The organism is Staphylococcus sp. HMSC65H10, from assembly GCF_001839185.1.
GTDB classification, from domain to species: domain Bacteria; phylum Bacillota; class Bacilli; order Staphylococcales; family Staphylococcaceae; genus Staphylococcus; species Staphylococcus simulans.
Genome location: NZ_KV840331.1, coordinates 14,232 through 28,130, shown reverse-complemented (window position 1 = coordinate 28,130; position 13,899 = coordinate 14,232). Strand labels below are relative to the sequence as shown.

At 34.1% G+C, this 13,899-nt stretch carries 18 protein-coding genes; 16 read left to right on the top strand and 2 right to left on the bottom strand.

The window, feature by feature from the left end; genetic code table 11:
* Window positions 1-33: 33 nt before the first annotated feature.
* Both HMPREF3270_RS04895 and HMPREF3270_RS04890 read right to left on the bottom strand, forming a co-directional pair.
* Window positions 34-426 carry a ribonuclease HI family protein gene (locus tag HMPREF3270_RS04895; protein ID WP_023015205.1) on the bottom strand — a complete coding sequence of 131 codons (393 nt, stop codon included), beginning with the start codon at window positions 424-426 and terminating at the stop codon, window positions 34-36.
* 47 nt (window positions 427-473) lie between these two features.
* On the bottom strand, window positions 474-1,181 hold the full coding sequence (locus HMPREF3270_RS04890) for a queuosine precursor transporter (protein WP_002480945.1): 708 nt from the start codon (window positions 1,179-1,181) through the stop codon (window positions 474-476).
* A gap of 204 nt (window positions 1,182-1,385) precedes the next feature.
* On the opposite strand from HMPREF3270_RS04890, the gene HMPREF3270_RS13500 reads away from it, so the two are divergent.
* The 16 genes from HMPREF3270_RS13500 (at window position 1,386) to HMPREF3270_RS04815 (ending at window position 13,740) form a co-directional block, all read left to right on the top strand.
* Entirely contained in the window at window positions 1,386-1,580 is a 195-nt protein-coding gene (locus HMPREF3270_RS13500) for a zinc-finger domain-containing protein (RefSeq protein WP_081600395.1), read from the top strand.
* Between the two features lie 15 nt (window positions 1,581-1,595).
* Window positions 1,596-2,714: a conserved virulence factor C family protein gene (locus tag HMPREF3270_RS04885; protein ID WP_070848371.1), complete on the top strand. Its 1,119-nt coding sequence runs from the start codon at window positions 1,596-1,598 to the stop codon at window positions 2,712-2,714.
* A gap of 90 nt (window positions 2,715-2,804) precedes the next feature.
* Window positions 2,805-3,239, top strand: coding sequence for a bacilliredoxin BrxA (brxA, locus tag HMPREF3270_RS04880; RefSeq protein ID WP_002480943.1), 435 nt, complete (start codon window positions 2,805-2,807; stop codon window positions 3,237-3,239).
* 118 nt (window positions 3,240-3,357) lie between these two features.
* On the top strand, window positions 3,358-4,311 hold the full coding sequence (locus HMPREF3270_RS04875) for a thymidylate synthase (protein WP_002480942.1): 954 nt from the start codon (window positions 3,358-3,360) through the stop codon (window positions 4,309-4,311).
* Window positions 4,312-4,344: 33 nt separating this feature from the next.
* Complete coding sequence (locus HMPREF3270_RS04870; protein WP_002480941.1) at window positions 4,345-4,824, top strand: dihydrofolate reductase; 480 nt, start codon at window positions 4,345-4,347, stop codon at window positions 4,822-4,824.
* 14 nt (window positions 4,825-4,838) lie between these two features.
* Complete coding sequence (locus HMPREF3270_RS04865) at window positions 4,839-5,675, top strand: DegV family protein (RefSeq protein WP_002480940.1); 837 nt, start codon at window positions 4,839-4,841, stop codon at window positions 5,673-5,675.
* 104 nt (window positions 5,676-5,779) lie between these two features.
* A complete protein-coding gene (gene msrA, locus HMPREF3270_RS04860) occupies window positions 5,780-6,307 on the top strand; it encodes a peptide-methionine (S)-S-oxide reductase MsrA (RefSeq protein ID WP_002480939.1) in 528 nt (175 codons plus the stop codon).
* Window positions 6,300-6,734, top strand: a complete 435-nt coding sequence (gene msrB / locus HMPREF3270_RS04855) for a peptide-methionine (R)-S-oxide reductase MsrB (RefSeq protein ID WP_002480938.1) — start codon at window positions 6,300-6,302, stop codon at window positions 6,732-6,734. Before msrA ends, msrB begins: the two co-directional genes overlap by 8 nt.
* Before the next feature lies 1 nt (window position 6,735).
* Window positions 6,736-7,236, top strand: coding sequence for a PTS sugar transporter subunit IIA (locus HMPREF3270_RS04850; protein ID WP_002480937.1), 501 nt, complete (start codon window positions 6,736-6,738; stop codon window positions 7,234-7,236).
* Entirely contained in the window at window positions 7,236-7,457 is a 222-nt protein-coding gene (locus tag HMPREF3270_RS04845; protein ID WP_002480936.1) for a YozE family protein, read from the top strand. Before HMPREF3270_RS04850 ends, HMPREF3270_RS04845 begins: the two co-directional genes overlap by 1 nt.
* A 90-nt stretch (window positions 7,458-7,547) precedes the next feature.
* Window positions 7,548-9,083, top strand: a complete 1,536-nt coding sequence (locus HMPREF3270_RS04840; RefSeq protein ID WP_141763126.1) for a S41 family peptidase — start codon at window positions 7,548-7,550, stop codon at window positions 9,081-9,083.
* A 13-nt stretch (window positions 9,084-9,096) separates the two neighbouring features.
* Window positions 9,097-9,603 carry a GNAT family N-acetyltransferase gene (locus tag HMPREF3270_RS04835; RefSeq protein ID WP_070848372.1) on the top strand — a complete coding sequence of 169 codons (507 nt, stop codon included), beginning with the start codon at window positions 9,097-9,099 and terminating at the stop codon, window positions 9,601-9,603.
* A 17-nt stretch (window positions 9,604-9,620) separates the two neighbouring features.
* Window positions 9,621-10,709, top strand: coding sequence for an undecaprenyldiphospho-muramoylpentapeptide beta-N-acetylglucosaminyltransferase (locus HMPREF3270_RS04830; RefSeq protein ID WP_070848373.1), 1,089 nt, complete (start codon window positions 9,621-9,623; stop codon window positions 10,707-10,709).
* Between the two features lies 1 nt (window position 10,710).
* Window positions 10,711-11,334: a phosphatase PAP2 family protein gene (locus tag HMPREF3270_RS04825; protein ID WP_002480932.1), complete on the top strand. Its 624-nt coding sequence runs from the start codon at window positions 10,711-10,713 to the stop codon at window positions 11,332-11,334.
* A gap of 382 nt (window positions 11,335-11,716) precedes the next feature.
* On the top strand, window positions 11,717-12,379 hold the full coding sequence (locus HMPREF3270_RS04820) for a response regulator transcription factor (RefSeq protein ID WP_002480931.1): 663 nt from the start codon (window positions 11,717-11,719) through the stop codon (window positions 12,377-12,379).
* Window positions 12,376-13,740: a HAMP domain-containing histidine kinase gene (locus HMPREF3270_RS04815; RefSeq protein WP_023015211.1), complete on the top strand. Its 1,365-nt coding sequence runs from the start codon at window positions 12,376-12,378 to the stop codon at window positions 13,738-13,740. The genes HMPREF3270_RS04820 and HMPREF3270_RS04815 overlap by 4 nt, the downstream gene beginning before the upstream one ends.
* The last annotated feature ends 159 nt before the right edge of the window (window positions 13,741-13,899 follow it).

The window sequence follows — 13,899 nt, the reverse complement described above, 5'->3', positions numbered from 1 at the left end:
GTTTTAGCTCACCAGTCCTATTTGACAGAGAGCCTATTTTAATTGCTGATAGAGCGCTTGTTGCGCATGATGATTGGCTTCTTTATTTTGTGCTCTAGGAATCCAATCAATCAGACATAAATCAAATGCTTTCATTTTCTTCGCTGCTTCAACTAAATAACCTTTAAACTTCTCATTCTTAGCAAAGCCTTTATCTAAACTGTCAGTGATCAGCTTAGAATCGGTATAAATTAATGCCGTAGATACATTTAATTCTAATGCACAGTCTAAGGCAAAATTAAAAGCTTGCCATTCTGCTGAATGATTGTCAGTAGGTGCGATATCTTGCGTGAAAGTTTGATGGTTACTCTCTTCAATAATTGTTGCTGCAATAGATGCTGGTCCTGGATTACCTTTAACTGCTGCATCAAAAAATATTTTAGCCATACATCATTCCATCCTTAATCAAAATATTATATTATCTATACCCTTAATCAGTAACCTTCATCTTTAGATTGAATTTTACCTTTTCGGTACATTGATTTAGCCCAGTAACCAAATGGCACATTAAAGATTGTAGCAAGTAGTTTTAAGAAGTAAGTCGTAATAAAGATTTCAAAGACTGCACCTGCTGGCAGCAAACCAATAAACGCGATACTTACAAAAAGGGCAGTATCAATAATAGAACTTAATGTCGTACTCCCATATGCACGAATTGCAAATGTGCGATCTGACTTGAATACTTTTTTAATCGCATTAAAGATAAAGACATCGATATGTTGTCCGATGATATAAGCGATAATCGAACCTAACGCGATTCTAGGTACTATATTGAAAATTGTACTTAGCGCTTTTTGTGCCATATCTTCTGGAGCGGGAATAAAATGTAATGATAGTTGCATTAAAATTATCATTACTAATGATGAACTAAAGCCCATCCATACTGCTCTTTTAGCTACTTTACGTCCATAGATATCGTTTAAAATATCCGTCGCTAAATAAATAGACGCAAACATTACATTTCCTAAAGTCGCAGAAATCGTAAAGATGTCTACAGTTTTAATTACTTGAATGTTAGCAATTACAGTTCCGATAGCTACCCAAGCAATTAAACCTTGCTTACCGAACAAACGATACATTGCGACCATTAATGTAAAGGTCACTAGAAAGGCAATAATACCTAATATTTCATTGTAAAACATAATTAACCTCCTAAATTTTGTTAATGCGGGTGTTTAGAAACCGCAACTCAACTCATATATTCTATAGAAATCGTACATTAAATGCAATAGCCATTTAGTTACAACTACAAAGTAGAGAGATGAAGTTAACCGTGTCGCATGATATAATGAGGCTAAATTAATCGTCCTTAAACCATTTAAGGTGTTATTAATTATGTAAAGGGAGTGACGATTATTTTTTCAAAATCCGAAAAAAGAGCGCTTGATTCCATAGATGATTTATTAAGCACTTACTGCAAAAATTGTGAATTAAAAACATATAATCGTAAAACAAAAGGGAAAACATATGCACATCATTTTTGTATTTACGAATGTTCAGTAGGTAAACAAATCAAGCAATTTGGTAACGAACTACAATAATTGGGGGTTATTTTGATGGAAATCGTTCGTATTGAACCGACACCAAGTCCGAATACCATGAAAGTGGTATTGAATAAGAAAAGAGAGGACAATCAATCCTCCACCTATACAAAAGTAAAAGAAGGCCAACCTGATTTTATCAATAGACTTTTAGAGGTTGAAGGTGTTAAATCCATTTTCCATGTCATCGACTTTTTAGCTGTGGATAAAGTACCAAAAGCAGATTGGGAGGCATTACTGCCTAATATTACAGCTGCAATTAGTAATGAATCTGAAACTGAAACAAATGATACACCTGCACCTGATGAACATTTCGGCGAAATTAAAGCGGAAGTGCTCAAATTTAAAGGTATCCCGTATCAGATTAAACTCACTACTACTAAGGATGAAGAACGCAGACAATTACCAGACTACTTTGTCGATACAATGCTAGCAGCACAAAAAGATGATGACAATGTAGTATTTATGCGTAAGTGGGAAGATTTAGGTACGCGTTATGGCGAACTAGAAGAAGTTATGGATAATGTTGAAGAAGAACTTGTCGCACTATATCCTGAAAATAAACTTAATGAATTAAAACAAGAAGCATTAAATACGGATATTGTGGTTCCAACAGCACACTATCAACATGTGACAGTTGATGAATTTAATGCGGCAGAAGATTGGAAAGCACAACTTAGAATGTTGAAATCTTTCCCGACACCAACCAAAGAAGATTATCCTCTTATCGAAACTGCATTAAATCATCCTAAAATTCCAATTCGACGCGAAGCTATTGTGCTAGCAAGTATGGTAGAAGATGAGTCAGTTCTTCCATATATGTACCAAGGTTTACAGGATAAAAATCCTGGTGTACGCCGAACTGCCGGAGATGGATTAAGTGATTTAGGATTTAAAGCAGCTTTACCAGAAATGGAGAAAGCTTTAGATGATCCACAAAAGATTGTGCGTTGGCGTGCCGCGATGTTTATTTTTGATGAAGGTGGCGAAGCACAATTACCAGCTTTGAAAGCACATGAAGATGATGACGCTTACGAAGTGAAGTTACAGATTCAAATGGCCATCTCTCGTATTGAAAAAGGTGACGAAGCACTAGGATCTGTTTGGAAACAAATTGCTAACCGTAATAAATAAGCGGAATTAGGATGAATCAACAAATTAATTAGATTACATTTCTGATTATTTCATGTAAAATAAACTATAAATGAACAAGGAGTGTATATTATGAATCCATATGAAGCATATATGCAAGAACTCGCACAAGGTATGCGTAGCGAGTTAACACAAAATGGTTTTGAAAGTTTAGAAACTGCAGAAGCAGTTGATCAATATATGGACAATGTAGGTGCTGAGGAAACTACATTTGTTGTTATTAATTCAGTATGTGGTTGTGCAGCTGGATTAGCTCGTCCAGCAGCTGTAGCAGTTGCTGAGCAAAATGATAAAAAGCCTGATCACAAAGTAACTGTCTTTGCAGGTCAAGATAAAGAAGCAACACAAGAAATGAGAGAGTTCATACAACAAGTACCTTCAAGTCCTTCTTTCGCTTTATTTAAAGGTACAGAATTAAAACATTTTATGCCTCGTGAATATATTGAGGGACGCGATATTCAAGATATCTGTATGGATATCAAAGATATGTTTGATGAAAACTGTTAATCAATTTGAATTGATTTCATAATCGAAGGTACGGGACAATATTTGATGGCTGACTCAGTCCATCAATTGTCCCATTTTTTATAATTGGAGATACATACGATTTGAGGAGGAGATAGGTATGAATTCATTCGACGAAGCATATCATGACCTATGTAAGGAAATTTTAGCTATCGGGAACGAACGCGATGATCGTACACGTACTGGTACCATTTCAAAATTCGGTCATCAATCACGCTATGACTTAAGTAAAGGCTTCCCATTATTAACAACTAAAAAAGTATTCTTTAAGTTGATTGCGACTGAGCTGATTTGGTTTATGAAAGGCGACACAAATATCAAATATTTACTAGAATACAACAATAATATTTGGAATGAATGGGCATTTGAAAACTATGTTGAATCAGAAGATTATCATGGTCCGGACATGACAAATTTCGCACATCGAGCATTACAAGATGAAGCATTCAACGAAGTCTACCAACAAGAAATGGAAAAATTTAAATCACGCATTCTAAACGATGATGATTTTGCGCAAAAACACGGCAATTTAGGGAATGTATATGGTAAGCAATGGCGAGATTGGGTTGGTGCAGATGGTCAACATTATGATCAACTTGCTACAGTCATCGAACAAATCAAAACTCACCCTACATCTAGACGTCACATCGTATCTGCATGGAACCCAGCAGAAATTGATACGATGGCATTACCGCCATGTCATACGATGTTCCAGTTTTATGTACAAGACGGCAAACTAAGTTGCCAATTATATCAACGTAGTGCAGATGTATTTTTAGGAGTTCCATTTAATATAGCAAGTTATAGTTTACTAACACATTTAGTAGCAAAAGAATGCGGCTTAGAAGTCGGTGAGTTTGTGCATACGATCGGTGATGCACATATCTATTCTAATCATATCGATGCGGTTAAAAAACAATTAAGTCGTTCAAGTTACGAACCACCTCAATTAAAAATCAATACAGATCGTTCAATTTTTGATATTCAATATGAAGACTTGGAGATTGTAAATTATCAATCACACCCAGGTATTAAAGCACCTATCGCAGTATAAAAACAATTAGAATTTTTGAAAGGGGATAAGAATATGACGCTTTCTATTCTTGTTGCGCATGATCAAAACAGAGTAATCGGTAAGGATAACCAACTACCATGGCATTTGCCTAATGATTTAAAACATGTCAAAAAATTAAGTACTGGCAATACACTCGTAATGGGCCGTAAAACATATGAATCTATCGGCAAACCGCTTCCAAACAGACGTAACGTCGTTTTAACACGTGATGAATCTTTTCATCCTGAAGGTGTAGATGTCATACACAATTTTGAGGATATTTATGATTTGCCTGGCCATGTCTTCATTTTCGGCGGCCAAGCATTGTTTGAAGAATTTATCGATAAAGTAGATGACATGTACATCACTGTCATTGAAGATAAATACCAAGGAGATACGTTCTTCCCACCTTATACTTTTGAAGATTGGGAAGTTGAATCTTCAGTTAAAGGAGAACAAGATGAACGCAATAAAATTCCGCACACGTTCTTACATCTTGTTCGTAAAAAGTAATAGGAGGTATGGAAATGCGTAAAAAAATTGTCACAGACTCAACAACAGATTTACCTCAATCATATCTAAAAGAGCACGATGTTCATGTGATTCCTCTTAATTTAACGATTGAAGGCAAATCTTATATCGACCAACAAGACATTTCTTCTGAACGTGTAATTGAGTTAATAGAAGAAGATGTAGATATCAAAACCAGCCAACCTCCTATTGGTAAATTTATTGAAATGTACGATGAATTAGGAAAAGACGGCTCAGAAATCATTAGTATTCATATGACATCTGGATTAAGCGGTACGTATCAAACTGCGTATCAAGCTAGTCAAATGACTGATTCAAAAGTTACAGTTATTGATTCAAAATCCATTTCATTCGGTCTTGGTTTCCAACTGGAACATATTGTTGAATGGAATAACGAAGGGTTATCAACAGAAGAAATTCTTAAAAAATTAAAACATTTACAAAGCAATATCAAACTCTTTGTAGTGATTGGCCAATTAAACCAACTGATTAAAGGCGGACGTATCGGTAAAGCTAAAGGTATGATAGGTAATATGATGCGTTTAAAACCAGTGGGCATTCTTGATGATGGACAAATCAAAATCCTTCATAATGCACGTACACAAAAGTCGAGTATTCAAATTATTAAAAAAGAGCTTGCTCAGTTCATTGAAAATCATTCGATTAAAAAAATTGGCTTAGCTCATGCAAATGCATTAGATTTTGTAGATAAGTTTAAACAACAATTTGCGATTGAAGAAAATAATACTGAAGTTGAAATCAATACGACAACACCAGTTATTTCAACACATACTGGACAAGGTGCAGTAGGGTTCGTTGTCTTGCGTCAATAATCGATAATTCTCATGAAAATCATCGGGTTAAAGCAAACTAATAGAAAATAAAGTGCAGTCATGATAAATTTAGAATTGACTAAACGCCGAATGGAGGTAATATTTTGGCATATGCAACATTAGCTGGCGGTTGTTTCTGGTGTATGGTAAAACCATTCACATCTTATCCTGGTATTAAGAATATTGTCTCAGGATACAGTGGCGGCCACGTAGAAAATCCAACTTATGAAGAAGTATGTACGAACACAACAGGACATGTTGAAGCAGTACAAATTGAATATGATCCTGAAATCACTTCATTTGAAAATATATTAGATGTTTATTTCAAGACGTTCGATCCAACAGATAATGGTGGACAATTCTTCGATCGCGGTGAAAGTTACCAACCGGTCATTTTCTACCATGACGAAGAACAAGAAAAAGCTGCACAATCTAAAATCCAGCAGTTAAACGAACAAATGATTTTTAATAAACCTGTGATTACACCGGTAAAACCATATAAAAACTTTTACCCGGCAGAATCTTATCATCAAGATTATTATAAAAAGAATCCAATGCATTATGAACAGTATCAAAAAGGTTCAGGAAGAAAAGACTTTATAGAAAGACATTGGGGGGAGCAAAATGCTTAAAAAAAGTAAAAATGAATTAACAGATATGGAATATCTTGTTACTCAAGAAAATGGTACAGAACCTCCTTTCCAAAATGAATATTGGAATCATTTCGAAAAAGGTATCTATATCGATAAACTTTCAGGCAAACCACTATTCACTTCAGAAGAAAAATTTCATTCTGATTGTGGTTGGCCAAGCTTCTCTAAAGCTCTAAGTGACGATGATATCATTGAACTTGTAGATAAGTCATTTGGTATGGTAAGAACTGAAGTACGTTCTGAAAACAGTCATTTAGGTCACGTTTTCAATGATGGACCAAAAGAAACAGGCGGATTAAGATATTGTATCAATTCAGCTGCTGTACAATTTATTCCTTATGATAAATTAGAAGAACTTGGATATGGTGATTTGATTCCACATTTCAAGAACCAAGGAGAGAAATAATATGTTTAAAAAATTATTTGGCAAAGAGGATAAAGTAGATAAGTCAATCGAGGTTTATGCACCGATTTCTGGTGAATACGTTAAAATCGAAGATATTCCAGACCCAGTATTTGCGCAAAAAATGATGGGTGATGGCTTCGGTGTTAATCCAAGCGAAGGTGTCGTTGTTTCACCAATTGAAGGTAAAGTTGACAATATCTTCCCAACTAAACATGCGTTAGGTTTAAAAGCTGATAACGGTTTAGAATTATTAATTCACATCGGTCTAGATACAGTTCAATTAGATGGTGAAGGATTCAATGTATTAGTTGAAAGCGGCGATACAGTAAAAGTTGGAGATCCACTAGTTGAATTTGATTTAGACTATATTGGAAATAACGCTAAATCAGTCATTTCACCAATTATTATTACTAATACAGATCAAGCAGATAAAATCGATATCCACCCGCAAGATCAATTAGTTAAAAGTGAAACAAAAGTAATTGATGTGACAATGGGTTAATGAAAGATTATTCTTTTTATCAATTTGCGCTTACTGTGCGAGGCAGACCTGATGAAAAAGGTCAATTAGCAGAACAGATTTTTGATGATTTAGCTTTTCCAAAACATGAATCAGACTTTCATACATTGTCAGACTATATAGAGACTGAAGCTTCTATCAGTTCACCAATGTATGTATTTGATGACTTATTTGATGAATATCAGGAATGGTTAAAATTTTAAATTTTTGACGTAGGGTTGGTGTGAGGCACCAGCCCTTTTTATTTTTTATATAGCCATATATAAGTTGATGAACGTGCTGAATTTGGTAAAATGAATTATCCATTCAAACTAGAACTTATTTATGCACATCAACGTAATTTAAGAAAGGGGCATATCCGAGTGACACAACATAATGATGAAACTAATCAACCTTCAGATGAACAAGACTCAAAAAAGGCACCTAAGTTTTTTAAAATTAAAAGATGGAAATTCATCACATTTAGTATACTCGCATTGTTGTTAACGATTATCCTTACAGTCTTTGCGACAATCGCGATAGCACACAAATTTTCAGGGCTAGACGACTCACAAAGAAAATCATTCAGTAAAGTTGAAAGTACATATCAAACATTAGCCAATGATTACTATAAAAAACAAGATTCAGAAAAATTATCTGAAGCTGCCATTAACGGTATGGTTAAATCATTAAAAGATCCTTATTCACAATATATGACAAAAGATGAAACCAAATCATTTAATGAAGACGTTTCAGGTGATTTCGTAGGTATCGGCGCTGAAATGCAGCAACGTAATAAAGAAATCAGTGTAACCAGCCCCATGAAAGGATCTCCTGCAGAAAAAGCAGGTGTACAACCCAAAGATGTTTTAACTAAAGTAGATGGGAAATCTATTAAAGGTAAGTCACTGACAGAAGTAGTCAAAATGGTACGTGGTAAAGAAGGTACTGAAGTTACGTTAACTATTAAGCGTGCCAACCAAGAGCAAAACATTAAAATCAAAAGAGAAAAAATCCACGTTAAAAGTGTTGAATACAAAAAAGAAGGCGATGTTGGTGTCTTCACGATTAATAAATTCCAAGAAGATACAGCCGCTGAATTGAAAACTAATATTATGAAAGCACACAAACAAGGCGTACGAAAAATTGTATTAGATTTACGTAATAATCCAGGCGGATTATTAAATGAAGCTGTTAAAATGTCGAATATCTTCATCGATAAAAATAAACCGGTTGTGAAGTTGCAAAAAGGGAAAGAAATAGAATCGGTGAATACTCCGACCGATCCATTAAAAGAAGCAAAAGATATGAAAGTATCTATCCTTGTCAATGAAGGTTCAGCCAGTGCTTCTGAAGTCTTTACTGGTGCAATGAAAGACTATAATAAAGCGAAGGTTTATGGTGAAAAGACATTTGGTAAAGGTATTGTACAAACCACACAAGAATACTCAGATGGTTCGTTATTAAAATATACTGAAATGAAATGGTTAACACCACACGGTACTTACATCCATGGTAAAGGAATCAAACCAGATGTCGAAATTGCATCTCCTAAGTATCAATCATTATCAATGATTCCTGATGACAAAGTGTTTAAAGAAGGCGATCAAGATAAAAATGTCAAATCTATAAAAATCGGTTTAAAAGCTTTGGATTATCAAGTTGGAAAAGAAAACAATGACTATGATGCAAAACTCAAATCTGCAGTTGAAGATTTCCAAAAAGATAATCAATTACCAGTAACAGGCAAATTTGATAAAGAAACGAATCAAAAATTCGCAGAAAAGTTAGTAGATAAAGCGAATAAAGATGATGAAATGTTAGATACTTTAATCAAAAAATTAAAATAAAGGGGCACAATTTATGATCAGAAACGCATCACAAGAAGATTTAAATGCGGTAGCCGCATTGACAGAAGAAGCCAAAAAAATTATGGCAGAAGATAATAATCCACAATGGGATGAAGCCTATCCATTACTAGAGCATTTTGAGGAAGATATTACAAATAAATCATTATTTGTATTAGAAGAGGAGAATACAATTTATGGTTATATTGTTATCGACCAAAATCATTCAAAATGGTATGATGAACTAGAATGGCCGATAGATAGAACCAATGCTTATGTCATTCATAGACTTGCAGGTTCTGCTAATTATAAAGGCGCAGCAACAGCATTATTTAACTTTGCTGTTGAACGCGCGTTAGATCACGGCGTTGATGTGTTACTCACTGATACGTATGCTGCGAATCAACGCGCGCAAAACTTATTTGAAAAATTTGGTTTTCATAAAGCAGGCGAAGCCAATTTAAATTATCCTCCTTACGATAAGGAAGAATCATTCTATGCCTATTATAGAATTTTAAAATAAGAATAGAGGTATTTATCATGACGAAAATTGCATTTACTGGCGGCGGAACAGTCGGACATGTTTCAGTCAATTTAAGTTTGATTCCAATTGCGAATGAAAGAGGTTACCAAACTTTTTATGTAGGTTCTAAAAATGGAATTGAAAAAGATATGATTTCATCACAATTACCAAATACACCGTACTTCCCGATATCCAGCGGGAAGTTACGCAGATATTTATCATTTGAAAATATCAAGGATGTATTTAAAGTACTCAAAGGAATTTTAGACGCACGTAAAATCTTAAAGAAACAAAAACCAGATTTACTTTTTTCTAAGGGAGGATTTGTATCTGTACCTGTAGTCATCGCGGCACGTTCATTAAATATCCCGGTGATTATTCACGAATCAGATATCACTCCAGGTCTTGCGAATAAAATTTCTCTAAAATTCGCAAATAAAATCTATACAACATTTGAAGATACATTAAAATATCTGCCAAAAGCAAAAGCAGATTTTGTCGGTGCAACTGTTAGAGATGATTTAAAACAGGGTAACAAAGAAAAAGGTTATCAACTGACAGGATTTAACGCTGAGAAAAAAGTGTTATTAGTCATGGGCGGCAGTTTAGGCAGTAAAACGATTAATGATTTAATTCGACGCAATCTTGACGAATTATTAAAAGATTATCAAATCATTCATCTAACTGGTAAAGGACTACTTGATTCAACTATTCAAAAAGATGGCTATCGTCAATTTGAATTTGTGACGAGTGAATTAACAGATTTACTCGCGATTACAGACATGGTAGTCAGCCGAGCAGGTGCTAATGCAATCTATGAATTCTTAACATTAAACATTCCTATGTTGCTGATTCCATTAGGATTAGACCAGTCTCGTGGCGATCAGATTGATAATGCAAAATATTTCCAATCTAAAGGGTATGCGCAAACATTACCAGAAGATGAAGCTTCTCAACAAAAATTCATGGATGCGTTAAAAGAGATTGAAAATAATCGTTCAACTATTGAACAACAAATGTCGAACTATCACCAGCTATTTACTAAAGAAGATTTATTAGACAAGATTCTTAAAGATACAAACCAAAAGGAAACGAGGGAAAGCTGAGTTGAGTCGAGCTAAAAGAATTTCACTGATTCTAGTATTTACATTGATATTCAGCGCGATTGCTGTGTTCCATCAAAATAGAATCGGTAATTGGATTGATACAGAAGTCTATGATTTTATTTATGCCTCACACAGCATCATTACAACTAGTATTTTTATGGGTGCAACTTGGATAGGCGAAGTATGGTCAATGATCTGCCTTTCACTTTGTGTTGTCGCATTTTTATTAATGCGTAAAATGCAAATAGAAGCTTTATTCTTTGCGATTGTGATGGCAGTTTCAAGTATCTCTAATCCAATTATGAAAAACACAATTGATAGAGAGCGTCCTACTAAATTAAGACTTGTAGAAATTGGCGGCTATAGTTTCCCAAGTGGTCACGCGCAAGGTTCTACATCTTTCTTCGGTAGCTTGATTGCAATTTCAAGCCATTACTTACACGGGACACCACGTGTGATGATGACTTCATTCTGCATCTTCATGATTGCGATGATTTGTATGTCTAGAATTTATTTAGGTGTACACTATCCTACTGATGTCATTGCAGGTGTACTTGCAGGTGCTGTATGTATTTTATCTGTATCATTATTGTTCAAAGGTAAATTCAAAGCCTTTGCTAAATGAGAATTAAAGTGAGATTAAGTGCTGCTTAATCTCGCTTTTTTTAATTTATAATAGAAAAAAACCGATTCTGCTTAATTGAGAATCGGTTAAGTATGTCACGTTACTTTTAGTGTAACGTCAGTATTTACGGGCATATATAAAAGGGGATAAATCGAAAATGACCAATCCAATTAAGAACGAAATGTGGGGGGATGTCTCATTTGTGATTGATAATCATTTTCAATTAATATTATACATGATTGAGAATGGTTGTCAATTAGAAATCAAAAATAATTTCACTTTTTTATTCAACTCCATATTTTTGTCACAATTAATCATTTGATTCGTTTCATTCGTTCTTAAACGTTTTGATTATGATAAAATCATGATTGAGGTGCTTTCAATGACAAAAATATTAATCGTAGAAGATGAGCAAAACTTAGCTCGATTCATTGAATTAGAATTAGTACATGAGAATTATGAAGTTGATATTGAAAATGATGGTGCAGAAGGATTAGAAACAGCATTAAAAAAAGAATATGATCTGTACTTACTCGATTTGATGTTGCCACATATGGATGGTTTAGAAATATGTAAGAGAATACGTGAAGTCAAATCTACTCCAATTATTATCATCACAGCAAAAGGTGATACATACGATAAAGTAGCAGGTTTAGATTATGGTGCAGATGATTATATCGTAAAGCCATTCGATATCGAAGAACTATTAGCACGTATTCGTGCAACATTAAGACGTCAACCAGCTAAAGACATCATCGATATTAAAGGCATTCAAATTAATAAAGAAGCCTTTCGTGTTACGATTGATGGTCAAGAGGTTGAATTAACTAAAACCGAATATGACTTGTTGCAATTGCTTTCTGAAAACTTAAATCATGTCTTGCAACGTGAACAAATATTAAATCATGTTTGGGGTTATGACAGCGAAGTAGAAACCAATGTAGTGGATGTTTATATTCGTTATCTGAGAAATAAATTGAAACCGTTTGGTAAAGAAAAGGTAATCGAAACAGTACGTGGTGTCGGTTATGTGATACGCAAATGAAACAACGAAAATTAAAAACTCAATGGATGCTAATTACTACGAGTATTACGTTTTTGATTGTTTTCATTTTCAGCTTAGTCATCATTTACTTTTTGAGCATTACTTTAAGAGACAGTGAAATTAATGATGCAGAAAAAAGTGCTGATAACGTTTCAGCTTTACTTGCGACGAAATCTTTGGTTGATATTAAACCTTTAGATTTAAACGCATCACTTGGTAATTTCCAAAAAGTGATTCTGTTTGATAATGACAAACAAAAGATAACCGAAACATCGACTATGAGTGATTTTATTAATAGCACAAAAGGGATTGAACCTTCTCAGTATCACAGTGTTTACGTGCAACGTATTAAAGATGCAAACTTTTTAATCGTTTCTCATCCAGTCGAAACTGAAAAGTTTCATGGTTATTCTGTGATTATCCATTCGCTCGCAAGTTATGATAGTGTTATGCATTCATTAATCATCTTATCGGTGTTATTTGGTATTATTGCCATTATTATTACTGCCACTATCAGTTATATCTTTTCTGCACAAATCGCAAAACCTATTACAATTATGGCTAACAAAATGCGTAAAATCCGTAGAGATGGTTTCCAGGAAAAGTTAGAACTACCGACTGAATACGATGAAACAACTGACTTGATTGATACATTCAACGATATGATGATTCAAATTGAAGAACTATTTGATCAACAACGCCAGTTCGTAGAAGATGCTTCACACGAACTGAGAACACCGCTTCAAATAATTCAAGGTCACTTAAATCTTATCCAACGATGGGGTAAGAAAGACCCAGCAATTTTAGAAGAATCATTAGATATAACAATCGAAGAAATGAATCGTATTACCAAGTTAGTAGAAGAGTTGTTACTATTAACGAAAGAATCAACCTATAAAGATGCTTTAGATGTAGAACCTGTTGATGTGAATGACGAGATTAAATCTAGACTAAAATCTCTCAAACAATTACATCCTGATTATAGTTTTACATTTACACCGTCAGTGAAACCAATATGGCTGAATATTAATCGTTATCAACTTGAACAAGTATTGCTTATCTTTTTGGATAATGCGATTAAATATGATACAAGAGAGAAAAGAATAGAAATTTGTACTGCACTTAAAAATAGACAAGCAACTATTGAAATTACCGATCATGGTTCAGGCATTCCTAAAAAAGACTTAGACTTTATCTTTGACCGTTTTTATCGCGTAGACAAATCACGTTCTAGACAACGTGGAGGTAATGGTTTAGGATTATCGATTGCTCAAAATATAGTGAATTTACATGGCGGTACAATTCAAGTTGAAAGTGAAGTTGATACGTTTACAACATTCAAAATTACCTTCAACGTATAATTACATTTTAATGATAATTCGTCTATTATTGTACAATATTATATTTAAGGTTATATATGTGTATAAAGAGCCGTCATATCGGCTCTTTTTCATGCCATCAAATCGTCATTCTCCCTTTAATTTGTGAACATTTAATGATATTATTTATTTGTAAGCGTT

Excerpts from the sequence above, each read along its gene's own strand:
- HMPREF3270_RS04895 (WP_023015205.1), bottom strand. The coding sequence starts at position 426 with ATGGCTAAAATATTTTTTGATGCAGCAGTTAAAGGTAATCCAGGACCA.
- HMPREF3270_RS04890 (WP_002480945.1), bottom strand. The coding sequence starts at position 1,181 with ATGTTTTACAATGAAATATTAGGTATTATTGCCTTTCTAGTGACCTTT.
- HMPREF3270_RS04885 (WP_070848371.1), top strand. The coding sequence starts at position 1,596 with ATGGAAATCGTTCGTATTGAACCGACACCAAGTCCGAATACCATGAAA.
- brxA (WP_002480943.1), top strand. The coding sequence starts at position 2,805 with ATGAATCCATATGAAGCATATATGCAAGAACTCGCACAAGGTATGCGT.
- HMPREF3270_RS04875 (WP_002480942.1), top strand. The coding sequence starts at position 3,358 with ATGAATTCATTCGACGAAGCATATCATGACCTATGTAAGGAAATTTTA.
- HMPREF3270_RS04870 (WP_002480941.1), top strand. The coding sequence starts at position 4,345 with ATGACGCTTTCTATTCTTGTTGCGCATGATCAAAACAGAGTAATCGGT.
- HMPREF3270_RS04865 (WP_002480940.1), top strand. The coding sequence starts at position 4,839 with ATGCGTAAAAAAATTGTCACAGACTCAACAACAGATTTACCTCAATCA.
- msrB (WP_002480938.1), top strand. The coding sequence starts at position 6,300 with ATGCTTAAAAAAAGTAAAAATGAATTAACAGATATGGAATATCTTGTT.
- HMPREF3270_RS04850 (WP_002480937.1), top strand. The coding sequence starts at position 6,736 with ATGTTTAAAAAATTATTTGGCAAAGAGGATAAAGTAGATAAGTCAATC.
- HMPREF3270_RS04845 (WP_002480936.1), top strand. The coding sequence starts at position 7,236 with ATGAAAGATTATTCTTTTTATCAATTTGCGCTTACTGTGCGAGGCAGA.
- HMPREF3270_RS04840 (WP_141763126.1), top strand. The coding sequence starts at position 7,548 with ATGAATTATCCATTCAAACTAGAACTTATTTATGCACATCAACGTAAT.
- HMPREF3270_RS04835 (WP_070848372.1), top strand. The coding sequence starts at position 9,097 with ATGATCAGAAACGCATCACAAGAAGATTTAAATGCGGTAGCCGCATTG.
- HMPREF3270_RS04830 (WP_070848373.1), top strand. The coding sequence starts at position 9,621 with ATGACGAAAATTGCATTTACTGGCGGCGGAACAGTCGGACATGTTTCA.
- HMPREF3270_RS04820 (WP_002480931.1), top strand. The coding sequence starts at position 11,717 with ATGACAAAAATATTAATCGTAGAAGATGAGCAAAACTTAGCTCGATTC.
- HMPREF3270_RS04815 (WP_023015211.1), top strand. The coding sequence starts at position 12,376 with ATGAAACAACGAAAATTAAAAACTCAATGGATGCTAATTACTACGAGT.